This is a genomic window from Streptacidiphilus sp. BW17, assembly GCF_041262485.1.
Classification (GTDB): domain Bacteria; phylum Actinomycetota; class Actinomycetes; order Streptomycetales; family Streptomycetaceae; genus Streptacidiphilus.
Window position 1 is genome coordinate 43,878 of the sequence record NZ_JBGCCR010000040.1, and the last position, 22,867, is coordinate 66,744.

General features: G+C 70.7%; 23 protein-coding genes. 15 read left to right on the forward strand and 8 right to left on the reverse strand.

Annotated elements, in window-relative coordinates; genetic code table 11:
• Positions 1-158 precede the first annotated feature (158 nt).
• On the forward strand, positions 159-881 hold the full coding sequence (locus tag ABH940_RS32625; RefSeq protein ID WP_370072025.1) for a TetR/AcrR family transcriptional regulator: 723 nt from the start codon (positions 159-161) through the stop codon (positions 879-881).
• A 57-nt stretch (positions 882-938) separates the two neighbouring features.
• Here ABH940_RS32625 and ABH940_RS32630 read toward each other — a convergent pair whose 3' ends face one another.
• On the reverse strand, positions 939-1,415 hold the full coding sequence (locus ABH940_RS32630; protein ID WP_370106922.1) for a hypothetical protein: 477 nt from the start codon (positions 1,413-1,415) through the stop codon (positions 939-941).
• A 449-nt stretch (positions 1,416-1,864) separates the two neighbouring features.
• Here ABH940_RS32630 and ABH940_RS32635 point away from each other — a divergent pair, with 449 nt between their 5' ends.
• The 5 genes from ABH940_RS32635 to ABH940_RS32655 all read left to right on the forward strand — a co-directional run bounded on the left by ABH940_RS32635 (position 1,865) and on the right by ABH940_RS32655 (position 5,432).
• Positions 1,865-2,113 carry a Smr/MutS family protein gene (locus tag ABH940_RS32635; protein ID WP_370072023.1) on the forward strand — a complete coding sequence of 83 codons (249 nt, stop codon included), beginning with the start codon at positions 1,865-1,867 and terminating at the stop codon, positions 2,111-2,113.
• 345 nt (positions 2,114-2,458) lie between these two features.
• A complete protein-coding gene (locus ABH940_RS32640) occupies positions 2,459-2,926 on the forward strand; it encodes an excisionase family DNA-binding protein (protein WP_370072022.1) in 468 nt (155 codons plus the stop codon).
• A gap of 4 nt (positions 2,927-2,930) precedes the next feature.
• Positions 2,931-3,347: a PIN domain-containing protein gene (locus ABH940_RS32645; protein ID WP_370072020.1), complete on the forward strand. Its 417-nt coding sequence runs from the start codon at positions 2,931-2,933 to the stop codon at positions 3,345-3,347.
• Complete coding sequence (locus ABH940_RS32650; RefSeq protein ID WP_370072078.1) at positions 3,259-3,522, forward strand: hypothetical protein; 264 nt, start codon at positions 3,259-3,261, stop codon at positions 3,520-3,522. The genes ABH940_RS32645 and ABH940_RS32650 overlap by 89 nt, the downstream gene beginning before the upstream one ends.
• Before the next feature lie 56 nt (positions 3,523-3,578).
• Positions 3,579-5,432: an NHL domain-containing thioredoxin family protein gene (locus ABH940_RS32655; RefSeq protein ID WP_370106923.1), complete on the forward strand. Its 1,854-nt coding sequence runs from the start codon at positions 3,579-3,581 to the stop codon at positions 5,430-5,432.
• 60 nt (positions 5,433-5,492) lie between these two features.
• Here the strand turns inward: ABH940_RS32655 and ABH940_RS32660 are convergent, their stop codons facing one another.
• Both ABH940_RS32660 and ABH940_RS32665 read right to left on the reverse strand, forming a co-directional pair.
• Positions 5,493-6,803: a M18 family aminopeptidase gene (locus ABH940_RS32660; RefSeq protein WP_370072017.1), complete on the reverse strand. Its 1,311-nt coding sequence runs from the start codon at positions 6,801-6,803 to the stop codon at positions 5,493-5,495.
• Between the two features lie 290 nt (positions 6,804-7,093).
• A complete protein-coding gene (locus ABH940_RS32665; RefSeq protein WP_370072016.1) occupies positions 7,094-8,923 on the reverse strand; it encodes an acyl-CoA dehydrogenase in 1,830 nt (609 codons plus the stop codon).
• Between the two features lie 232 nt (positions 8,924-9,155).
• On the opposite strand from ABH940_RS32665, the gene ABH940_RS32670 reads away from it, so the two are divergent.
• From ABH940_RS32670 to ABH940_RS32680, 3 genes are all read left to right on the forward strand, one after another.
• Entirely contained in the window at positions 9,156-9,581 is a 426-nt protein-coding gene (locus ABH940_RS32670) for an SseB family protein (RefSeq protein WP_370072015.1), read from the forward strand.
• A 138-nt stretch (positions 9,582-9,719) separates the two neighbouring features.
• A complete protein-coding gene (locus ABH940_RS32675) occupies positions 9,720-10,679 on the forward strand; it encodes a pirin family protein (RefSeq protein ID WP_370106924.1) in 960 nt (319 codons plus the stop codon).
• A gap of 205 nt (positions 10,680-10,884) precedes the next feature.
• Positions 10,885-11,601, forward strand: coding sequence for a hypothetical protein (locus tag ABH940_RS32680; RefSeq protein ID WP_370106925.1), 717 nt, complete (start codon positions 10,885-10,887; stop codon positions 11,599-11,601).
• A 19-nt stretch (positions 11,602-11,620) separates the two neighbouring features.
• On the opposite strand, the gene ABH940_RS32685 is transcribed toward ABH940_RS32680, so the two are convergent.
• Together ABH940_RS32685 and ABH940_RS32690 are read right to left on the reverse strand one after the other, a co-directional pair.
• Positions 11,621-12,442: an integrase gene (locus ABH940_RS32685; RefSeq protein ID WP_370072011.1), complete on the reverse strand. Its 822-nt coding sequence runs from the start codon at positions 12,440-12,442 to the stop codon at positions 11,621-11,623.
• Between the two features lie 58 nt (positions 12,443-12,500).
• Complete coding sequence (locus ABH940_RS32690; protein WP_370106926.1) at positions 12,501-13,538, reverse strand: P1 family peptidase; 1,038 nt, start codon at positions 13,536-13,538, stop codon at positions 12,501-12,503.
• Positions 13,539-13,595: 57 nt separating this feature from the next.
• Here ABH940_RS32690 and ABH940_RS32695 point away from each other — a divergent pair, with 57 nt between their 5' ends.
• Complete coding sequence (locus ABH940_RS32695; protein WP_370072009.1) at positions 13,596-13,988, forward strand: VOC family protein; 393 nt, start codon at positions 13,596-13,598, stop codon at positions 13,986-13,988.
• A gap of 26 nt (positions 13,989-14,014) precedes the next feature.
• Entirely contained in the window at positions 14,015-14,416 is a 402-nt protein-coding gene (locus tag ABH940_RS32700; RefSeq protein ID WP_370106927.1) for an ArsR/SmtB family transcription factor, read from the forward strand.
• Here the strand turns inward: ABH940_RS32700 and ABH940_RS32705 are convergent.
• Complete coding sequence (locus ABH940_RS32705; RefSeq protein WP_370072007.1) at positions 14,391-16,397, reverse strand: APC family permease; 2,007 nt, start codon at positions 16,395-16,397, stop codon at positions 14,391-14,393. The genes ABH940_RS32700 and ABH940_RS32705 overlap by 26 nt on opposite strands.
• A 257-nt stretch (positions 16,398-16,654) precedes the next feature.
• Here ABH940_RS32705 and ABH940_RS32710 point away from each other — a divergent pair, with 257 nt between their 5' ends.
• The 4 genes from ABH940_RS32710 (at position 16,655) to ABH940_RS32725 (ending at position 20,601) form a co-directional block, all read left to right on the forward strand.
• Positions 16,655-18,526 carry an APC family permease gene (locus tag ABH940_RS32710; RefSeq protein WP_370106928.1) on the forward strand — a complete coding sequence of 624 codons (1,872 nt, stop codon included), beginning with the start codon at positions 16,655-16,657 and terminating at the stop codon, positions 18,524-18,526.
• 146 nt (positions 18,527-18,672) lie between these two features.
• Positions 18,673-19,278 carry a universal stress protein gene (locus ABH940_RS32715; protein ID WP_370072005.1) on the forward strand — a complete coding sequence of 202 codons (606 nt, stop codon included), beginning with the start codon at positions 18,673-18,675 and terminating at the stop codon, positions 19,276-19,278.
• 7 nt (positions 19,279-19,285) lie between these two features.
• Positions 19,286-19,741 carry a hypothetical protein gene (locus ABH940_RS32720; protein WP_370072004.1) on the forward strand — a complete coding sequence of 152 codons (456 nt, stop codon included), beginning with the start codon at positions 19,286-19,288 and terminating at the stop codon, positions 19,739-19,741.
• Positions 19,742-19,845: 104 nt separating this feature from the next.
• Complete coding sequence (locus ABH940_RS32725; protein WP_370072003.1) at positions 19,846-20,601, forward strand: class I SAM-dependent methyltransferase; 756 nt, start codon at positions 19,846-19,848, stop codon at positions 20,599-20,601.
• A gap of 2 nt (positions 20,602-20,603) precedes the next feature.
• On the opposite strand, the gene ABH940_RS32730 is transcribed toward ABH940_RS32725, so the two are convergent.
• Both ABH940_RS32730 and ABH940_RS32735 read right to left on the reverse strand, forming a co-directional pair.
• Positions 20,604-21,290, reverse strand: coding sequence for a response regulator (locus ABH940_RS32730; protein WP_370072002.1), 687 nt, complete (start codon positions 21,288-21,290; stop codon positions 20,604-20,606).
• Positions 21,287-22,867 (reverse strand): ATP-binding protein (locus tag ABH940_RS32735; protein ID WP_370072001.1); only part of this gene is annotated, 1,581 nt, incomplete at its 5' end. The genes ABH940_RS32730 and ABH940_RS32735, both read right to left, overlap by 4 nt.

A 22,867-nucleotide genomic window follows, 5' to 3' on the forward strand; every position in this document is an offset into this window, starting at 1 on the left:
ACCGGACGTCAGCGCCCATGCTTCCATCCGTCCGCAAACGACGCGCCCAGCGTGAATCTGCGATCGCTATTCGCAGTAATAGACTGCACTGCGTCAGTGCGTTCAGTGCGTTCAGTGCGTTCGCATGGAGCCCTGGTGGCGTGGAGGAGGACAACCCGATGTCAGACAAGCCCGCACACCCCGCACGCCCTGCCGTCTGGCAACGCCCCGAACGCGGCGCCCGCGGCCCCGCGCCCGAGCGCAGCCGTCCCCAGATCACCGCCGCGGCCGTGGAGTTGGCCGACGCCGAGGGCCTCGCCGCCGTCTCGATGCGGGCCATCGCCCACCTCCTGGGCACCGGCCCGGCGTCGCTCTACCGCTACGTCGCGAGCCGCGACGACCTGCTCGACCTGATGGCCGACACGGTGGCTGGCGAGATCGACCTCTCCGCAGCGCCCACCGGCGACTGGATCGACGACCTCAGCGGACTCGCCGTCCAGTCCAAGGCCGTCTACCTGCGGCACCCCTGGATGCTCGACCTGGCCGCCCAGCGGGGCCAGGTCCTCGGCCCGCGCGCGATCGACTACCTGGACCACGCGCTGGCCGTGCTGGCCCCCGCCCCCGGCGACGGCCGCGCCAAGCTGGAAGCGATCGGCCTGGTCGGCGGCCTCGCCTCGCTCTTCGCCCGCCAGGAGCTCCTCGCCGCCTCCCCGGGCTCCGGCGCGGCCCCCGCACCGTCGGCGCAGGGCGCCTACCTGGCCTCCGTCGCAGCGGAGGGCCGCCACCCGCACCTGCTCGCCGTCCTGACGGCGGCCGGTCCGCCCCCGGTCGACAGCCCGGCCGAGCGCGACGCGCTCTTCCGCAAGATGCTGCGACGGGTGCTGCCGGGCCTGCTCAGCTGACCGGGCCCGTGCTCCGCGGCCGTCGGCATTCCGGGGTCGGTCGCGTTCCGGGGCCGGTCAGCCGGAGATCCGGCCGACCTGCTGCTTGATCAGCGCCTCCGCCGCCGCCTTGTCCGGCGTGGCAGGCGCGAAGGTGATGACGTAGACGAGCGTGCGGCCGACCCGGGCGGCCTCCTTGACCCACGCGTTGCCCTGGGAGTCCAGCGTCGGGTTGGACATGCCCATCCCGTTCACGGCGGTGTCCTGATAGCTGACCCCTGACGACGCTTCCTCCTTCCAGCTGTTGCTCAGCCCCAGGTACATGCTCTGAGCGCCGCTGTCCGTACTGAAGTCGACGAGCCAGACCTCGGCCTGGGAGCCGTCCGCGGTGAACCAACCGTGCCGGGCCGCGCCGGTGAAGCCACGGCGCTGCACGATCGGGGTCTCCTGCGCCTGGGCACTCGCCAGGTAGAAGCTGCCGATGAAGTCGCTCAGGCCGAACGCGCCGGTCTTGTTCTGGGTCCAGGGCCGGGCTCCGGAGGGGTAGGGGACCATGTCGCCCAGCAACGCCCGCGCGTCCGCAGTTCCCGCGGCCGAGCTGCCGCTCGAGGTGCCGGTCGCGTTCGCGCCCGGGGTAGACGTCGCCGCGGACGTTCCAGGTCCTCCGGACCCTCCAGACCCTCCGGACCCAAAGCTGATCACGGAGCACCCCGTCAACGAGCCCGCCAGGGCGAGCCCGGCAACGGCACGGAGAAGACGGCTGCAGTTCATGAGGCCCCCACGGACGAAGTCGGTCGATCAGCTCGATCAGGGGGTCACCATGGCCGACCGCGCGCGCCTGACCTCGGCATCCCCGTCCTTCACAACCTTTCGCAACGGAACCGAGAGCAGGCGGCGACAGTTCCGACACCTGCCCTCACCTGCCACGTCGCCCAACCCACCGTCCGGGGGTACGTTCAACCCCAACCCGGCTCGGAGCCGGAGCGGAAAGGACGGACCGCCCCATGCGCAGCCTCGACCTGCACCCCATCTTCCGCAACAACCGCGACATCGAACTGACTCTCCGTCAGTTTCTCTTCACCGCCGCGCAGTCCGGCGACCCCGTCGCCGAGATCATCCCGGGCAAAGGCTCCGGGCAACTCAAACGCCGCGTCCTGGCCTTCCTCGACCAGAAGCACATCCGCAAGCTCTACACCCGCCACGAGCCCGACCCGAAGAACCCGGGACGGATCCTCGTCCACTTCCGGGAGTGAGCGGTTGTTAGAGGCCGCCGCCGGCCGCACCAATCGAGGCCACCGCGCCCACCCGCATCCCGAAGGCCGCCGAAAAGCCCGTCCGACGCCGAAGCCATTCGACCAACCCACATGCGCCCGCCATCGCCTCATCAGACAGCAGGCCGACGCCTCGGCCGACTCCCCACGGGCACGACCGTCCGCAGCTGCTCGAACGCTCGCGCGAGAGTAGAACGCAAGATCCGCAAGCACGCACCGCATTTTGGGACTGGGGCCTCCAAGCTGAGGCTCGCCGACTTCCCCTGTTGCGTTTACTTCGTTTGTTGCGAATAATTCAGTTGGGCGACTGGAGGGAGTGCGAACCTGATGGCTACCACAGCACAGAGCCGGAAGCTGGAACCCGGTGTCATCAACACGCAGGACGCCGAGCGCGCGCTGCGCCGGGTCAACGAGTACCTCGCCTGCACCGAAGGCAGCGACGACGACATCCGAGTGCATCTTGAGGTCGGCGCACAGGACGAAGCCCTGGTGCTGCCGCGACCAGTCGCCGAGATGTTCGCCGCAATGCTGGCGGCGCTGGCGAGCGGCAAGGGCGTTCAGGTCCTGCCCGTGGACGCCGAGCTCACCACTCAGCGGGCTGCAGAGATGCTCAACGTCTCCCGGCCGTACCTCATCGGACTCCTGGAGGACGGCCAGATCCCCTACCGCCGGGTCGGACGACACCGCCGCATCCGTTTCGAGGACCTCATGAGCTACAAGCGCGTGGACGACCAACGCCGTCACGACGCAGCGAACGCCCTGGCCCAGCTCGGCCAGGAGCTGGGGCTGGACTGAGACCATGGCGTTCGTCGTTGTCTACGACTCGTGCGTGCTGTACCCAAACGTAGTACGTGACCTGCTGATTCGAGTGGCGCAAGCCGGGATGGTCCAAGCCAAGTGGACCGACTTGATCCTGGATGAGATGAGCCGGGCTCTTCACTTGCAGAGAGGAACCGCTCCCGACAGATTGGAGCGCCTTCGCCGTCTCATGAGCAACTCCATCCGTGACGTCCGAGTCATCGGATACGAACCGCTGGTGACAGCAGTCAAGTTGCCCGATCCCGACGATCGACACGTGCTCGCCGCAGCGATCAAGGCCAAGGCTCAAGTGATCCGTCACGAACAACGTGAAGGACTTCCCCGCGGGTGCCCTCGCCGAGTGGGACGTCGAGGTGCGGACGGCAGACTCATTCATCCTCGATCTGCTCGGCCTTGACGACCGGGTCGTCTACTCGTGCGTCAGCCAGATCGCGGAGTCCCGACGCAACCCTCCGGAAACCGTGGACGATGTGCTCGGCCACATGGAACGCTCCGGCCTTCGCTCCTCCGTTGCCGCACTGCGCTCCGGCCCCGGATCGGTCGCCCAGATGACCGACGAGACCGACAACTGACAGCCGGGGCCAGTTGCCCGGAATGCGTCCACAGCCCGATGCGGTTGGATGCAGGTATGGCATCACGTGCACGCGTTCGCGCCCCCGAGCTGGTCGGCAAGGGCGGCTGGCTCAACACCGGTGGGGAGGAGCTGTCGCTCCTCGACCTGCGAGGGAAGATCGTCGTACTCGACTTCTGGACCTTCTGCTGTATCAACTGCCTCCACGTCCTCGACGAGCTGCGGGAGTTGGAGGAGGCGCACCGGGACACCCTCGTCATCGTCGGGGTGCACTCGCCGAAGTTCGTGCACGAGGCCGAGCATCAGGCCGTCGTCGACGCCGTGGCGCGGTACGAGGTGGAGCACCCCGTGCTGGACGATCCCGAGCTGGCGACGTGGAAGCAGTACGCCGTGCGGGCGTGGCCGACGCTGGTGGTGATCGATCCCGAGGGGTACGTCGTCGCGCAGCACGCCGGGGAGGGGCACGCGCACGCCATCGGCGCGCTGGTCGCAGAGCTGGAGGCGGAGCACGAGGCGAAGGGGACGCTGCGGCGCGGGGACGGGCCGTACGTCGCGCCGGAGCCGGTGGCCGGGGCGTTGAAGTTCCCCGGGAAGGCCGTGCGGCTGCCCGGGGGCGGGTTCCTGGTGGCGGACTCCGGGCACCACTCGCTGGTCGAGTTCGCCGAGGACGGGGAGACCGTCGTCCGGCGGATCGGCAGCGGGGAGCGCGGCTTCACCGACGGGAAGGCGGAGGACGCGCGGTTCAGCGAGCCGCAGGGGCTCGCACTCGTCGAGGGCGCGGGCGCGGGCCGGCCCTATGACGTCGTGGTCGCGGACACCGTCAACCACGCGCTGCGCGGCGTGAACCTGGCGACCGGCGAGGTCAGCACGCTGGCCGGGACCGGGCGGCAGTGGTGGCAGAACTCCGCGACCAGCGGTCCCGCGCGCGAGGTGGATCTCTCCTCGCCGTGGGACGTCGCGTGGTTCGACGGCCGGGTGTGGATCGCGATGGCGGGCACGCACCAGCTGTGGAGCTACGACCCCGACACCGACACGGTCCAGGTCGAAGCCGGGACGACCAACGAGGGGCTGGTCGACGGCCCCGCCGCCGAGGCGTGGTTCGCGCAACCGTCCGGGCTGGCCGTGGCGGCGGACGGGCGCCGGCTCTGGGTCGCGGACTCGGAGACCTCCGCCGTGCGCTGGGTCGACCCGGGGACGCACGAGGTGCACACCGCCGTCGGCACCGGCCTGTTCGACTTCGGGCACCGGGACGGGGCCGCCGACCAGGCGCTGCTGCAGCACCCGCTCGGGGTGACCGTGCTGCCCGACGGCTCAGTCGCCGTCGCCGACACCTACAACCACGCGCTGCGCCGCTTCGACCCCCAGACAGGCCAGGTCAGCACGCTCGCGACCGACCTGCGGGAGCCGTCCGGCGCAACGGTCGCCGCGGACGGCGACCGGGCGGCTGAGATCGTGGTGATCGAGTCGGCCCGGCACCGGCTGACCCGGCTGCGGCTGCCCGAGGAGGCCGTGCGGGTCGAGGCCGCCGCGCACCGGACCCAGCGCCCGGCCACGGAGGTCGCGCCCGGCACACTCACGCTGGACGTCGTCTTCACGCCACCGACCGGCCAGAAACTGGACGAGACCTACGGCCCGGCCACCCGACTGCTCGTCAGTTCCACTCCCCCGGAGCTGATCAGCGCCGGTGCGGGCGCGGACACCGGGCTGCGCCGCGAGCTGACGCTCGACCCGGAGGTCACCGAGGGCGTGCTGCACGTCTCGGCGATGGCGGCGTCGTGCGACGCGGACCCGGCGATCGAGTTCCCGACCTGCCACGTGCACCAGCAGGACTGGGGCGTGCCGGTCAGGGTCACCGGAGCCGGGACGGCGCGCCTGGCGCTGGTGCTCGCCGGGATGGACGAGGACGAGTAGGACCAGACCCACACGCGAAGGGGCCGGGCAGTTGCCCGGCCCCTCACGCTCAGGACGGGCTCAGCTCTCCAGGAACGCCTGGAGCGCCGCCGCCAGCAGGTACGGGTCGTCCGCGCCGCAGAGCTCGCGGGCCGAGTGCATGGACAGCGCCGCGATGCCGCAGTCCACGGTCGAGATGCCCAGCCGCGCCGCCGTGATCGGGCCGATGGTGGTGCCGCACGCCACCGAGTTGTTGGAGACGAAGGTCTGCCACGGAACGCCCGCCTTCTCGCACGCGGCGGCGAACACCTGGCGGCCGATGGCGTTGGTGGCGTAGCGGTTGTTGACGTTCACCTTGAGGATCGGGCCCTTGTTGGGCATCGGGTGGTGGCCCGGCTCGTGGCGCTCGCTGTAGTTGGGGTGGACGGCGTGGCCCATGTCCGAGGAGAGGCAGACGGTCCCGGCCAGTGCTCGGGCGCGGTCCTCCACGGTGCCGCCACGGGAGAACACGATCCGCTCCAGCACGGTGCCCAGCAGCGGGCCCTGCGCGCCGGTGTCGGACTCGCTGCCGGTCTCCTCGTGGTCGAACGCGGCCAGCACCGGGATGTGGGTCAGCCCCTTGTCATCTCCCGAAACGGCCGCGGCCAGCGCGGCGGTACCGGCGTGGACGGAGAGCAGGTTGTCCAGCCGCGGTGCGGCCAGCAGCTCGCGGTCGCGGCCCAGGTAGGAGGGCGGCTGCACGTCGTGGACCATCAGGTCCCAGCCGACCACGTCGTCCGCCGCGACCTCGGCCGCCGCCGCGACGTAGCGGATCAGCGAGCCCTCGTCGACCTCGCCGAGGCCCCAGATCGGGGTGAGGTGCCGCTGCCGGTCCAGCGTCATCGAGTCGTTGACGCTGCGGTCGAGGTGGATCGCGAGCTGCGGGACGCGCAGCAGCGGCTCGTCGAGCTGGACCAGGACGACGCTGCCGTCGCGCAGCGCGAGGCGGCCGGAGAGGCCGAGGTCGCGGTCGAGCCAGGTGTTGAGCGGAACGCCGCCGTAGATCTCGACGGCGACCTGACGCCAGCCGTGGACGCCGGTGTCCGGGATCGGCTTGACGCGGAGGTTGGGCGAGTCGGTGTGCGCGCCGACGATCCGGAACGGGGTGTCCGGGGTCGCACCCTCCGGGACGTACCAGGCGACCAGCGCGCCGCCGCGGATCAGGTACCGGCCGCCGGACGCGTCGTCCCAGGCTGCGGACTCGTCGACCTGCCGGAACCCGGCCTTCTCCAACCGGGTCGCCGCGCTCGCCACCGCGTGGAAAGGGGAGGGACTGGACTGCAGGTAGGCGATGAGGTCGTCGGTGTGGCCTCGGTCGAAGCCATGGGCACCGACTGCTGCGGCGGGGGTCAAAGCTGCTCCAGAAGTGCTGGGTGCTGAGGGTTGGCGCGCTCGGGGTACGAGCAGGGCGGCGGCTCGTGGGGAGCCACCGGGCGACGTGACACGGTTTTCAGTCTCGACCTTTCGGTCTGTGGTCGAGCATAGGCCGGGAACGGGAAAGGCCCGGACCCCAAGGGTCCGGGCCTGCTCCGTGCTCGTTCCCGGCCTGTTCCGGCCGACCGCGAGGACGGTCGCGGTCAGCCGGTGATCAGCCGACGATCATTCGGTGATCAGTCGGCGAACGACCAGAGATCAACCGGCGATCAGAACGCCTCCTCCGGGAGGTCCATGATCGCGTTGTCGATGCCCTCGGCGATCTGCCGCTGGGTGTGGACGCCCGGCAGGACGTTGCGGGTGAAGAAGCGCGCAGCGGCGATCTTGCCCTGGTAGAACGGCACGTCCTTCTCGGAGGCGCCCGCCGCCAGCTTGGCCTGGGCCACCGAGGCCTGGCGCATGAGCAGCCAGCCGACGACCACGTCGCCGGAGGCGAGCAGCAGGCGGGAGGTGTTCTGGCCGACCTTGTACATGTTGCGGGTGTCCTGCTCGACCGAGCCGAGCTGGGCCAGCATGGTGCCGACGATGGCCTCCAGGTCGCCCGCCGCGGCGGCCAGCAGGTCGCGCTCGGCGGCCAGCTCCTCGCCGCCGATGCCGCCCGCGATCGACTTGACGATCTGCTCGGACAGCGCGGTCAGCGCCTGGCCCTGGTCCTTGACGATCTTCCGGAAGAAGAAGTCCTGGCCCTGGATGGCGGTGGTGCCCTCGTAGAGGGTGTCGATCTTGGCGTCCCGGATGTACTGCTCGATCGGGTACTCCTGCAGGTAGCCGGAGCCGCCGAAGGTCTGCAGCGACTGGGCCAGCTGCTCGTAGGACCGCTCCGAGCCGTAGCCCTTGACGATCGGCAGCAGCAGGTCGTTCAGGCGCTCGGCGGCGGAGGCGTCCTCGCCGCGGGCCTTGAGCAGCTGCACCTCGTCCTGGACCGACGCGGTGTAGAGGACCAGCGCGCGCATGCCCTCGGCGTAGGCCTTCTGGGTCAGCAGCGAGCGGCGCACGTCCGGGTGGTGCGTGATGGTGACGCGCGGCGCGGCCTTGTCCAGGAACTCGGCCAGGTCCGGGCCCTGCACGCGCTCCTTGGCGTACTCCAGCGCGTTCAGGTAGCCGGTGGAGAGGGTGGCGATGGCCTTGGTGCCGACCATCATCCGGGCGAACTCGATGATGCGGAACATCTGGCGGATGCCGTCGTGCCTGTCGCCCAGCAGCCAGCCCTTGGCCGGGTGCTTGGCGCCGAAGGTCATCTCGCAGGTGTTGGAAGCCTTCAGGCCCATCTTGTGCTCGACGTTGGTGGCGTAGGCGCCGTTGCGCTCACCCAGCTCGCCGGTCTCCCAGTCGAAGTCGTACTTCGGCACGATGAAGAGCGAGAGGCCCTTGGTGCCGGGGCCCGCGCCCTCGGGGCGGGCCAGCACCAGGTGGATGATGTTCTCGGACATGTCGTGCTCGCCCGAGGTGATGAAGCGCTTCACGCCCTCGATGTGCCAGCTGCCGTCGGCCTGCTGGACGGCCTTGGTGCGGCCGGCGCCGACGTCGGAGCCCGCGTCGGGCTCGGTCAGCACCATGGTGGCGCCCCAGCCCTTGTCGGCCATGAGCTTGGCGACCTTGTGCTGCTCCTCGGTGCCCTCCTCGAAGACGACGCCGGCGAACGCCGGGCCGGAGGAGTACATCCAGATGGCCGGGTTGGCGCCCAGCACCATCTCGGCGTAGGACCAGATCAGGGAGTTCGGGGTGGGCGTGCCGCCGATGGCCTCCGGGATGCCCAGACGCCACCACTCGGCGTCCATGTACGCCTGGTAGCTCTTCTTGAAGGTCTCGGGTATCGGCGCGGTGTTGGTCTCCGGGTCGAAGACCGGCGGGTTGCGGTCCGCGTCCGTGAAGGAGGCGGCCAGCTCGTTCTCGGCGAGACGGGAGATCTCGGCCAGGATCGACTTCGCCGTGTCGACATCCATGTCGGCGAACGGCCCGGTGCCGTAGACCTCGTCACGACCGAGCACCTCGAAGAGGTTGAACTCCAGGTCGCGGAGATTGGACTTGTAGTGACCCATAGTCGTGAACCCTCATACTCGATCGACGCGATCCACCGGGGAGATCCTGCAGGATCCAAGGGGGATCCGGCATCCACCAGCGCGATCTACCGACTACCAGCAAGTAGCCTCCATGATGCTACCCAAGGGTAACTTAGATCAACCCCCTTGAGCGGATCCGGAGCCGATCTCGGGCCGATATCGGGCGGGATCTGCGTCACACCCGGCGCCGAAGTCTCGCTAGCCTGGACCCGTGTACGGCTACGAGCAACCCCAGCAGGCGCCGAACCCCGGCTATCAGCAGCCCTACCCGGAGCCCACGCCGCCCTCGCTGGCGGATGCGATCCGGATGTTCACCGCGGGCGGGATGTCGGTCGAGGACTTCCAGTCGATCTTCATCACCTCCAAGGTCTACTGCCCGCGCGGCGAACGGCCCGGCTTCCTGGCCCTGCACAACACCCCGCAGCCGGTGATCCCGATGTTCAGCTCCCTCAAGGAGCTGCGGCGCTACGCCGGCAAGGACTCCAAGTACTTCACCGTGACCGGCGCGGAGGTCCTCGACCTGCTGCCGACGGGCTACGGCTTCGCGATGGACATGGAGGGGGAGCACCGGATGGTCTTCGATGCCAAGGCCGTCGAGCAGATGGTCGACTTCACCATGCGGCGGATGTACGGCTGAGGGCAGACCATCGACTGGGGCAGTAGGCCTCAGGACAACTGAACACCGGGGCGGGAATTAGTTGACGCTTCAACTTGCTTAGAGGTTCAACGTTCAACTACCTTGGACGTGTCGAGAGGCAAGAACGAGGAGGCTGCCATGCCCGCAGTGACCGTTGAGAACCCGTTGGTCCTGCCACGGGTGGGGTCGCCGGACCCGGCGACGACGAACGCCCGCCCGGTCCTGACCGTGGTGACCGCACCGGAAGGCTTCGAGGGCGAGGGCTTCCCGGTCCGGCGCGCCTTCGCGAAGATCAACACCAAGTACCTGGACCCGTTCATCATGATGGACCAGATGGGCGAGGTGGAGTACGGCGCCGGCGAGCCGAAAGGCACCCCCTGGCACCCGCACCGCGGCTTCGAGACCGTCACCTACATGATCGACGGCGAGTTCGTGCACCAGGACTCCACCGGTGGTGGCGGCTACCTGAGCGGCGGCGACACCCAGTGGATGACGGCCGGCTCCGGCATCCTCCACATCGAGACCCCGCCCGAGTCGCTGGTGGCCAGCGGCGGCCTGTTCCACGGCCTCCAGCTGTGGGTGAACCTGCCCGCCTCGGACAAGATGATCACGCCGAAGTACCAGGACATCCACGGCGGCGAGGTCAAGCTGCTGACCACGCCCGACGGCGGCGCGATCCTGCGGCTGATCGCCGGCCAGCTGGACGGCCACGAGGGGCCGGGCTCGACCTTCACCCCGATCACCATGATCCACGCCACCATCAGCCCGGGCGCGCGGATCACCCTGCCGTGGCGGCAGGACTTCAACGCGCTGGCCTACGTACTCAACGGCGAGGGCACGGTCGGCGAGGAGAACCGTCCGATCCACATGGGTCAGGCGACCGTCTTCGGGGAGGGCGACGGCATCGCCATCCAGGCCTCGGCGATGCAGGAGTCCCGCTCGCCCAACATGGACGTCGTCATCCTCGGCGGCCAGCCGATCAAGGAGCCGGTGGCGCACTACGGGCCGTTCGTGATGAACAGTCACCAGGAGCTGCAGCAGGCGATCGAGGACTTCAACTCCGGCCGCTTCGGCGTCATCCCGCCGTCGCACGCGTAAGCGCGCGTAAGCGCGCGGGAGACCGATGAGCCCCGTCCACCGCATCGGTGGACGGGGCTCGGTCGTCTCTGTCAGACCCATGCACTACCGTTCACACCATTCACATTTCCTGCACATGGCAGGGCGACTGCAGCGCCGCGCCTGCGTACAGGGGGTTAGTCAGGCGTGCCCAGAAACACGCCTTTCTCTGGGGGTAGTTCTCTACATGAAGCTCCGCACCACCGTGGCCACCGCCGTGGCCACCGCCGTGGCCGCTGCCGCCGCCGTCCTCGCCCTCGGCACGGCTCCCGCCAACGCGGCCACCACCGCGCCGGCCACCCAGGCGAACACCGCGCTGAGCATCAGCGCGAGCACCACCCACGCGAGCTACAACCAGTGGGTCGAGGTCAACGCCCACCTGGGCCGCACCGCCAGCAACCGCACGGTCGAGATCGACCTGGGCGGCTCGGTCCTCAAGAAGGGCACGGTCGACCGCAACGGCAACCTGTCCGCCTGGGCCAAGCTCGCCCACGACGCCACCTTCACCGCGAAGTTCGCGGGCGACGCGCGCGACACCGCCGTCAGCCGCAGCGTGTTCGTCCAGGACGCGGCCCAGGTCTCCAGCCGGATGGTCCAGGGCGCCTACACCTCCGGCGGTTACACGCACTACCACCACACGCAGAACCCGACCATCGCCGCCGAGGTCTCGCCGAACAAGACCGGCGAGTGGGTGGAGATGCACATCCAGGTGTGGACGGGCAGCTCGTGGCAGAACGTGTCGCTCCGGACGGTCTGGTTCAAGCTGGTGTCGCCCAGCGCCGTCGCGGTCTACCTGACGGGCGTTCCGGCCAACACCACGCTCCGCGAGGCGATCACCTTCGCCGGCGACTCGACCAACTCCGCCTCCAACTGGACCTGGCAGTACGCCAAGGTCGTCAACTGAGTCACCAGGGCGACAGCCCTCAGCGCAGCCGCGCGTAGAGGACCGTGGCGTCGTCACGGCCCTTGCTGCGCGGCCAGCGGGCACACGTCGGGTCCTGGCCCTCGGCCTCACGGACCCGGCGTACCACCTCGGCCGCGCCGCGTTGGTCCATCAGGCGCATCGCGTCGGGCCAGCCGCCGAGGTCGAAGCGGTCGACGAACCGGGCCGCCCCGTCGGTGAGCGCCGCGAACGCGCGGAGCTCGGCGAGCGGGGCGGAACCCGTCTCCGCGTGTTCGGCCGCACGCGGCAACGCCGCCGCGACCCACGGGCCGTGGCCCGTGTTGCGTGCGGCGCGCACCGCCAGCGCATAGCGCATGTGCAGGGAGGCGCGCTCCGGGCTGCCGTGGGTGGCCGCATGGACCTGACGCCGCAACGGCTCTCCGGCCGGGAACGGCTGGTTGTCGCCGATGACCGCGAAGCTGCCGTTCCGGTCCAGCACCAGCTGCGAGTCCCCGAGCACGAGGTACTGCAGCGCCGGCCCGTGCCCACGGGCCGCAACCACCATCGCGGCAGGGGTGTTGGGATGCGACAGGTCACACCGCGCGCCGTGCAGGGAGGCCGTCTCTGCGATGGCGTCGCTCAGACACTGCGCCATCGTCCGGTCCGGCCGGTCGACGAGCCGGGCCAGCAGGTGGACGCCGAGCCGGCGCACGTACCAGGCCGTGCCGTGCTCGCAGCCGTTCTCCATCGCCACAGGTGCGCTGCAACCGTCGAGCAGCACGAAGGCGTCGCCTGACGACGCGACAAAATCCTCGGTGGGTCGATCTCCTCGCTGCGGTTCCCCCGCTATCTCCACACGCATGCCTGCCAGTGTGCGGCGCGCTGCGCGAGGTTGGCAGGACTTTGCCGGACGATCACTCTCATTCCGGCCGGTTCGCACTCCTGTCCCGATAGGCCTCGAACTCCCCTACCGTCTCCGCCGCCAGCACCGCGTGGCCGATGGCCCGGGCAACCGCGTCCGCGCCCGCCGCGAAGAGCTCGTTGAGCGCGGCCGCCTCCGTGTGCACGGCGAAGGCGGGATCCCCCTCAGGCACCGGCAGCGGACGCGCACCGGAGGCCAGGGCGAAGACCGTGTCCCCGTCGGAGAGCAGGTGCACCGGCCGCAGGGCGCGGGCCAGGCCGTCGTGCCCGGTGCCCGCGAGTTTGGCGGCCTGCGCCTTGGTGAGGGTGACGTCGGTGGCGACGACGGCGAGGGTGGTGTTGAGCGGACGGGCGTCCGGCCCATGGGTGGGCTTCGCCCGTAGGGCCGGGAACTCGCCGGGCTCGCCGAAGCGGGCCGCGTAGAGCTCGCCTGTCGACGGCTCCACCGGCGAGCCGACGGCGTTCACCGCGACCAGCGCCGCCACCGTGGCTCCGGAGGGCAGTCGCACCGACGCCGACCCGATCCCGCCCTTGAGCCCACCGGCGACGGCTCCCGTCCCCGCGCCGACATTGCCCTGCGCAACCGGCCCGTCGTGGCAGGCGGCAGCCGCCTCCCGGCCCAACGCGGCGTCCGGGCGGGCCTTCCAGTCGCCACCGCGCCCGAGGTCGAAGAGTGCGGCAGCCGGCACCACCGGCACGACCTGCGACGCCTCCGGCCCGACCCGGAATCCGCGCCCCTGCTCCTCCAGCCACGCGACCACCCCGCCCGCCGCGTCCAGCCCGAACGCGGAGCCGCCGGTCAACGTGACCGCGTCGACGCGCTGGACGAGATTGCGCGGATCCAGCGCGTCGGTCTCCCGCGTCCCGGGCCCACCGCCGCGCACGTCCACCCCCGCGACAGCGCCACCCTCCGGCGCGAGCACGACGGTGACGCCGGTCAGCCACCCGTCACCGACGCGCTGCGCGTGACCGACCCGGAAACCGGGGACGTCGGTGAGGGTGTTGCTCAGGGGAGGGGCGGGAGCATCATCTGTCACTCCGTCAGTCTTGCATTCCAGCCTGCCGCGGAAGGCGCAACGCTTAAGGTCAGGGCCATGGAGCTGACGCAGATACGCCTGCTGGTCACCGACTTCCCCGCCGTCTACCGGTTCTACCGGGACGTCATCGGGCTCACGCCGCAGTTCGACAACGAGAACGGTCCCTACGCCAAGCTCAGCCCCGCACGCGGCGCAGCCGCGATCGCCCTGCAGGCCGGGGACCAGATCGCGGCGCTGCTCCCGGACGTCGCGCAGGGCACCGCCACGGACGTGCGTACGCTGATCGCGCTGCGGGTCGACGATCTCGACCGGGTCGTGGCCGGGATCCGGGAGCGCGGCGGCACGGTCGAAGCCGGCCCCGCCCCGATGGGCGACCGGCTGAACGTCGCCTACGTCCGGGACCCGGAGGGCAACGTCGTCGAGCTGCAGGAGTGGCTCGCGCCGCGCTGAGCGCGGGCCTGAGTACGATGAAAACCATGGTCCCCAGAGCAGTCGACGCGGCAGTCGACGCCGCGCCTCCGGCTGACGCCACAGCCCCAGCCGCCGCACCGCCTGCCGCCACCGCGTTGGACACCGCCGAGGCCGAGCGGGTCGCCGCGACGCTGCAGGCGTTGGCCACGCCGTCCCGGCTGCTGATCCTCTCCCGGCTGCGGCAGGGGCCCCGCACGCCGAAGGAACTGGCCGCCGACATCGGCATGGAGCAGTCGTCCTGCTCCCACCAGCTACGGCTGTTGCGCAACCTCGGGCTGGTGGCCAGGGCCCGGCAGGGCCGCTCCGTGGAGTACGCGCTCTACGACGAGCACGTCTCCGCCCTGCTGGACCAGGCCGTCTACCACGTCGCGCACCTGCGGGTCACTTCCGCAGGTTCCGAGGACTGACCGGCGGCAACCCGCGTCGGACCGCACCCGGCGCGCGGCGCATCGGCCGCATCGCCGCCCGGGACGAGTCCAGCTGCCATGGCACGCTGATCACCATCACGCCCGGCATGAACAGCAGCCGGCTCTTGAGCCAGAGCGCCGACTGGTTGTGCAGCGGCTGCTCCCACCAGTGCCCGACCACGTACTCCGGGATGAAGACGGCGACCGCGTCCCTGGGCGCGGACTGCCGCAGCGCGCGGACGTAGCCGATGACCGGCCGGGTGATCTCCCGGAACGGCGAGTCCAGCACCTTCAGCGGGATGTCGAGGTTGTACTCCTCCCACTCCCGCTCCAGCTCGACCGCCTCGTCCCGGTCGACGGAGACCGTGACCGCCTCCAGCGTGTCCGGGCGCAGCGCCTGAGCGTAGCCGAGGGCGCGGAGGGTGGCCTTGTGCAGCTTGGAGATCAGGACGACGCCGTGCACCTTGGCCGGACGGGTCCGCTCCTCGTCCGGCTCGGTCACCTCCAGCTCCTCGGCGACGGCGTCGTAGTGGCGGCGGATGGCCTTCATGTTGGCGAAGAGGAAGATCGCCGCGACCACGGCCAGCCACGCGCCCTGGGTGAACTTGGTGATCAGCACGATCACCAGCACGAGCCCGGTGACCACCGCGCCGAAGGCGTTGATCACGCGCGAACGCCTGGCCGCCGCCTTGGCGCCGGACTCGGCGGCGGGGTCGCGCAGCAACTCGTTCCAGTGCCGGACCATGCCGATCTGGGAGAGCGTGAAGGAGGTGAAGACGCCGAGGATGTAGAGGTGGATCAGGTTGGTGACGTTGGCCTTGAACGCCACCAGCAGCGCGACGTTGACCAGGGCCAGCGCCAGAATGCCGTTGGAGAAGGCGAGCCGGTCGCCCCGGGTGTGGAACTGCCGTGGCACGTAACGGTGCTGGGCCAGGATCGAGGCGAGCAGCGGGAAGCCGTTGAAGGCGGTGTTCGCCGCCAGGACCAGGACCAGCGCGGTGACCGCCTGGATGTAGTAGAAGAGCAGGCTGTGCTCACCGCCGAAGATCGCCGCCGCGAGCTGCGCGATGACGGTCTCCTGCGGCGCGCTGCTGCAGTTGGGGAAGCCGACGAGCTGACAGCCGTTGTTGGTGAGGTGGATCTTCGACGTCATCGCCAGGATGGTGATGCCGGAGAACATGACCACGGCGGTGGTGCCCATGGCCACCATGGTCTGGGCGGCGTTCTTGCTCTTGGGCTTCCGGAACGCGGGCACGCCGTTGGAGATCGCCTCGACACCCGTCAACGCGGTACAGCCGGAGGCGAAGGCGCGCAGCGCGAGCATCACCAGGGCGAAGCCGGCCAGCGTGTTCTGGTGGCCCTCGGGCGTGATCGGGTACTTGGCACTCTCCGCCACCGGGCTGTGGCCGAGCGCGATCTTGATAAAGCCGGTGACCACCATCAGCACGATGCCCGCGATGAAGAGGTAGGTCGGCGCGGCGAACGCGTTCCCGGACTCACGCACCCCGCGCAGGTTGACCGCGGCCAGCAGTGCGACGAAGAGGACCGCCATCAGGACGCGGTATCCGGCGAGGCCGTTGAACGCCGAGATGATGTTGTCCACGCCGGACGCGACGGAGACGGCGACGGTCATCACGTAGTCGACGAGCAGTGAGGCCGCGACGACGAGGCCGGCGTTGGGGCCGAGGTTGGTGGAGACGACCTCGTAGGACCCGCCGCCGCTGGGGTAGGCGTAGACGACCTGACGGTACGACATCACCACGACGGCCATCAGCACGACGACGGCGAGGCCGATCCAGGGCGTGAGGTAGAGGAAGGCGGTCCCGCCGACGGTGAGCACCAGCAGGATCTCCTGCGTGGCATAGGCCACGGAGGAGAGCGGGTCGGAGGCGAAGATGGGAAGCGCGAGGCGCTTCGGAAGGAGCGTCTCACCGAGCTCTTCGCTGCGCATGGCTCGGCCGATGACCAAGCGCTTCATCATCTGAGGGATGTTCACCACAGATCGAGACTAGGTTAAAACGGATATTTCTATTGATCTCGCCGCGCGGACGGCCCAGGTGCGGCGAGGCGACCACGCAGCATCCAGGGGCGCAGGGCTCTGACAGCGCAGCCGTATGGAGCGCGTATGGACCACGTCAAAGCGCGTTACGAGCGCATCAGGATGGCGCGGGCTCCGTCCCGTACGCGGTCAGCATGGGGACGCATTCAGACGACCCGCACCGCCCCCCGGGAGGGGAAATGTCGGCACCCGCAGCCACCGACGAGTCCGCGTCACATCCGATACCGGAGGCGGACGGCGTCGCCTCCGAGGAGAGCGAGAAGCACCGGCTCTCGGCCATGGGCGGCCTCGCCGCCCTCTCGCTCGACGCGATGGCGTCCGTCGCGTACGGGCCGGAGGCCATCGTGCTGGTGCTGGCGACGGCCGGTGCGCACGGGCTCGGGTACACGCTTCCCGTCACGCTCGCGATCGCCGCGCTGCTGGCGTTCCTGACGTTCTCCTACCGGCAGGTCATCGCCGCGTTCCCGGACGGCGGTGGTGCCTACGCCGTGGCCAAGGCGCACCTCGGGCGGCGGACCGCGCTGATCGCCGCGGCGTCGCTGGTCATCGACTACGTGCTGAACGTGGCCGTCTCGGTGACCGCCGGCGTCGCCGCGCTGACGTCCGCGTTCCCCTGGCTCTACGGGGAGCGGGTGTGGATCTGCCTCGCCGTGCTGGTGCTGGTGACCGGGGTCAACCTGCGGGGGATCGCCGAGTCGGCGCGCGCGTTCATGATCCCGACCGTCGTCTTCATCGCGTCCATCCTCGGCGTGGTCGTCGTCGGTCTGCTGCGCAGCCACCCCGTGGCGCTGCTGGCCACCGGGCACGCGTCCGACGTGGCGTCGAACGCGAGCTCGGTCGGGGTGCTGCTCCTGCTCAAGGCGTTCGCGTCCGGCTGTTCCGCGCTGACCGGCGTGGAGGCGATCGCCAACGCCGTGCCGTCGTTCCGGACGCCGCGCGTCAAGCGGGCCCAGCACACCGAGATCGCGCTGGGCGCGCTGCTCGGGATCATGCTGATCGGGCTGGCGGTGCTGATCGGCCGGTTCCACCTGCAGCCGGTCGAGGGCGTGACCGTGCTGGCGCAGCTGACCGACGCGTCGTTCGGGCACGGGTTCTTCTTCTACCTGGTCCAGTTCGCCACCATGGTGCTGCTGGCGCTGGCCGCCAACACCTCCTTCGGCGGGCTGCCGGTGCTGTTGCGGCTGCTGGCCAGGGACCACCATCTGCCGCACGTCTTCGCGCTCCGCGCCGACCACCAGGTGTACCGGCACGGCGTGCTCGCGCTGGCGGGCGCGTCCGCGGTGCTGCTGGTCGCGTCGGGCGGGGACGTCGACAGCCTGGTGCCGCTCTTCGCCATCGGCGTCTTCGTCGGCTTCACCATCTGCCAGGTGGGCATGGTGCGGCACTGGTGGCTGGTGCGCTGCCCGGGGTGGAAGGGCAAGGCGCTGATCAACGGGTTCGGCGCGGTGCTGACGGCCTGCGCGACCGTGGTCGAGACGCTGACCAAGTTCACCGAGGGCGCCTGGGTCGTCGTGGTGCTGCTGCCCGCCCTGGTGCTGCTCTTCGGCGCGGTGCGGCGCGGCTACCGGAACATCGGCGACAAGCTGGAGCTGGGCGTTGTCCCGGCCGCGCCGGAGGCCCGGCACTCGCTGGTCGTGGTGCCCGTCGGCACGATGTCGCGGCTGACCCGGGAGGCGCTGTCGGCGGCGATCTCGCTCGGCGACGAGGTGGTCGCGGTGACCGTCGTCCCCGCCGAGTCCGACGCGGAGGAGCGGGCCGCGGCCGAGAACCTGCGCCGCGACTGGGAGTTGTGGCAGCCGGGCGTGCCGCTGGTCGAGATCCCCGCCGCACGGCGCGAGCTGGCCCGGCCGCTGGTCGGCTACCTGCGCACGCTGCGCGCCGAACACGCCTACGACCGCGTCACCGTGCTGGTCCCCGAGGTCGAGCCGGAGCACTGGTGGACCTGGCCGCTGCACAACCAGCGCGGGGCGCTGATCTCCCGCGCCGTGCGCCGCCGCACGGACGCGACCGTCTGCCGACTGCGTCTGCGGCTCAGTGAGCCCACCCGCTGAGGCAGCCGGTAAGGGGGCGTCAATACGGGCGGTCCCGGCGTATGGAGGCAGTCAGGGCCGCCCGGTCCATGCGCCGAACGGGTGTGCAATCGAGAGGCAGTCAGCGGACTTCCCTCGAAGACACTCGAAGAAGGCAGTGCAGGGCCATGGACACGGTGGACGAGCGGCGCGACGACCAGGGCGGCGGACGCGTCGTCGTCGGCGTCAGCGGGACGATCAGCAGCCTCGAAGCGCTGCGGGTCGGCGCCGCGGAGGCGCACCGGACCGGGCGGAGCCTGGTCACGGTGCTGGCCTGGACGCCGCCGGGCGGCGAGATCGGCTACCGACGCGCTCCCGTACCGGAGTTGCTGAAGGCCTGGGAGCAGGCCGCCGTGGACCGGCTGGAGGGCAGCTTCGACGACGCCTTCGGCGGGCTCGCGGCCATGCCGCAGCTGACCGGCGGACTGACCCGGCTGGTGGTGCGCGGTGAGCCCGGCCACGCCCTGGTGCAGTTGGCCGACCGGCCCGACGACCTGCTGGTGCTGGGCGCGGGCGAGCGCGGCTGGCCCGCACGGTGGCTGCACGGCGCGGTCTCCCGCTTCTGCGTCAAGCGGGCCGGGTGCCGGGTGCTGGCCGTGCCGCCGCCCGCGCTGCTCACCGCGCTGCCCGCCCGGCAGCGGCATCAGGTGGCGACAAGAACGCGTATGGATGCGGCCCCGATGCGTATGGAAGACGTCAAGATTGACCGGCACGACCGGCCGGCCCGGTTCTGATGAGCGGGTGTTCCAGGACTCCCCGCCCGACCTTTCGGCCGCCGCTGCGGCGCCGCTGCCGACATCGCTGCTCTTCGTCCTCGCCTTCGGCATCGCGGCCGTGGCGGCGCTGTTCGCGGGGGCGGTGACCTCACCGCGGCATGCGGTGGTGGGGCTGGTCATGGTCGGGCTGGCGTGCGCGGTGGTGACCCGGCGCGGCAGCGGGCTGCGGGCCGCGCTGGTGGTGGTCCCCGTCTTCTGGCTCTTCTACGACGGGTTCGTGGAGCACCGCGACGGAACGCTGGGCTGGGCGGGCTGGACGGACGCCTGGCGGCTGGCCGCGCTGGTCGCGATGGCTGCTCTGCCCGCGCTGGTCCGCGCGGCGGTGGGGCTGTGGACGGCGCGGTCCCGGTTCCGGCGGGCCTCGCTGGAATCGTTCGAGCCGGAGATGCCGAGCCGACGCCACCCCTCCGCCTGGAACTGACCGGACTCGACCGGACATAACCGGACTGGCTGACACACCAGGGAAACTCCGCGTCCCGGAAATTCCTTTGTCAGGGCGTCGGCCAAGGTATGTGATGGTCCGCCATGAGTGGATTCGCAGATCCGTCCTTCTTCGGTGACCACTACGCCCACGAGTACGACGCACGACACCCCCTCGACCCCACCCCCGCCGTCGACTTCCTCGCCGACCTCGTCCCGCCCGGCTCCCGCGTCCTGGAACTGGCCATCGGCACCGGCCGCGTGGCAATCCCGCTGGCCGCACGCGGCTTGGCGGTGGAGGGCGTCGAGGGCTCCGCCGCGATGGTGGAACACCTGCACGCCAAGCCGGGCGGCGCCGCGATTCCGGCCGCCGTCGGCGACATGGCCGACGCCGCCGACGCGGTGAAAGGCCCGTTCCCGCTCGCCCACCTCGTCTACAACACCCTGTTCAACCTGCCCACCCAGGAACGGCAGCTCGACTGCTTCCGCGATGTCGCCCAACTCCTGGAGCCCGGCGGCCTGTTCGTCATCGAGTGCTACGTGCAGGACGTCAGCGAGTTCGACCGCGGCCAGCGCACCCAGACGCGGGCGATCAGCGAGGACTCGGTCTTCCTCGACGTCCAGCTGCACGACCCGGTCGAGCAGGCCGTCACCTACCAGCGGATCACCATCGACGCCGACGGCCGCACCACGCTCCGTCCGCTGCGCATGCGCTACTGCTGGCCGAGCGAGCTGGACCTGATGGCCCGCCTCGCCGGGCTGCGGCTGCGCGAGCGCCACGAGACGTGGCAGCGCACGCCGCTCACCGCCGCCAGCCGCAACCACGTCTCCGTCTACGAGAAGCCGCAGGCCTCGGCCTGAGCTCACGGCTCGAAGCGGTAGCCCATCCCCGGTTCGGTGAGCAGGTGCCGGGGGTGGGCCGGGTCCGGCTCCAACTTGCGGCGCAGGCCCGCGAAGTAGACGCGCAGGTAGTTGGTCTTGTCGTCCCGTCCCGGCCCCCAGACGCGCTGGAGGATGGTGCGGCCGGTGACCAGCCGTCCCGGGTTCTGGACCAGGACGGAGAGGATCCGCCACTCGGTCGGCGTCAGCCGGACCGGCGTGCCGTCGCCGCTCGCCGGGCGGACCACGCAGCTGTTCAGGTCGATCAGGTAGTCGCCCAGCCGGACCGGCGCGGTGACCAGGTCCTCGCTGGTCGGGCGGCGCAGCGCGGCACGCAGCCGGGCGAGCAGCTCGTTCATGGCGAAGGGCTTGGTGACGTAGTCGTCCGCGCCCGCGTCCAGCGCGCTGACCTTCTCGGCGGAGTCCGCGCGGCCGGACAGCACGATCACCGGGACCGCGCTCCAGGCGCGCAGCGCGTGGATGACCTGGATGCCGTCGATCTCCGGCAGGCCGAGGTCGAGGATGATCGCGTCCGGCGGGTTGCGGGTCGCCTCCGTCAGCGCGCGGCGGCCGTCGGTCGCGGTGGCGACCGTGTAGCGGCGGGCCTGGAGGTTGATCTGCAGGGCCTTCAGCATCTGTGGCTCGTCGTCGACGACGAGGACTCGGGTCATGCCGACAGTTCCCCCTCTGCGTCGTAGTGCGGTTCGGATTCCAGCTCAGGGTGGAGCTCAAGGTCGTCATGCTCGTGCTCGGCGGTGTCCGCCGGGACGGAGAGGACCATGGTCAGGCCGCCTCCGGGGGTGTCCTCGGGGGTCAGCGTGCCGCCCATGGCCTCGGTCAGGCCGCGGGCCAGCGCCAGGCCGAGGCCCACGCCGGTCTCGTTGTCGTTGTCGCCGAGGCGCTGGAACGGCTGGAAGATCCGGTCCCGGTCCTCCTCGGGCAGGCCGACGCCGCGGTCGACGACGCGCAGTTCGACCCGCTCGCCCAGGGTGCTGGCGCTGAGCAGCACCGGCTTGCCGTCGGCGTGCCGCAGGGCGTTGGCGACCAGGTTGGCCACCACGCGTTCCAGCAGCGGGCCGTCGACGACGACGGCCGGGGTCTCGGTCAGGCCCTGGGTGTCGACCTCGACGTCGGTCATGGAGGTGAGCGAGTCCAGCGCCAGCGACACCACGTCCTCCAGCGGCGTCGGGTGCAGCTGGAGCGAGAGCGCGCCGGCCTGGAGGCGGCTCATGTCGAGCAGGTTCTCCACCAGTCGGGTCAGCTTCTCCAGCGAGATCTCGGCGGTGGCCAGCAGCTCCTGCTGGTCCTCGGGCGTGAACTCGACGTCGTCGCTGCGCAGCGAGGAGACCGACGCGAGCGCGACGGCCAGCGGTGTGCGCAGGTCGTGGCTGACGGCGGCGAGCAGCGCGGTGCGGAGCCGGTCGGCGGCCTTGACGGGCTCGACCTCGGCCGCAGCCTCCGCCAGCCGGGTCCGTTCGAGGGCGACGGCGACGTGCGCGGCGAAGGCCGCGAGGACGCGGCGGTCGGAGGCGGGCAGCGGACGGCCGCGCAGCACCAGCGAGGCGCCGACGCCGACCGGGACCGCCTCCGCGCCCGGCATGGCGGCCAACTCGTCCGGCTCGACGACGCGTTCGACCAGCTCGACGCTGTCCATGGCGAAGGTCTCGCGCAGCCGGTCGAGCAGTGCGGGCACCGCCTGGTCGCCGCGCAGCACGCTTCCGGCCAGGCCGGAGAGCGTCTCGGCCTCGGCCGTGGCACGGGCGGCGCGGCCGGAGAGTTTGGTCGCGGTGTCGACGATCCCGGCGACCACCAGGCCGACCAGCGCGAAGACGAAGAGGGCCAGCACGTTGTTGGGCTCGGCGATGGTGAACGTGTGGATCGGCGGGATGAAGTAGTAGTTGAGCAGCAGTGACGCCGTCAGCGACGCGACCAGGGCGGAGACCAGACCGCCGAGGCAGGAGATGCCCACCACCACTGCCAGGAAGAGCAGGGTGTCGCTGGTCAGGTTGATGGCGTGGCGGGTGTGGCAGAGGATCAGGGTCAGTAGCGGAGGCAGCACCAGCCCGCAGGCGATCCCCGCCCAGCGGCGGGCAGTCGAGCGTCCGCCGCGTCGTCCCGGGGCGGTCGGCATGTGGCGTCCGCGCCCGGCCTCCTCGTGGGTGACCATGTGGACGTCGATGTCGCCGGAGAGTTCGACGGTGGTCTCGCCGATGCCGCGTCCGGCGGTGAGTGCGCGGCGGAGCGGGCC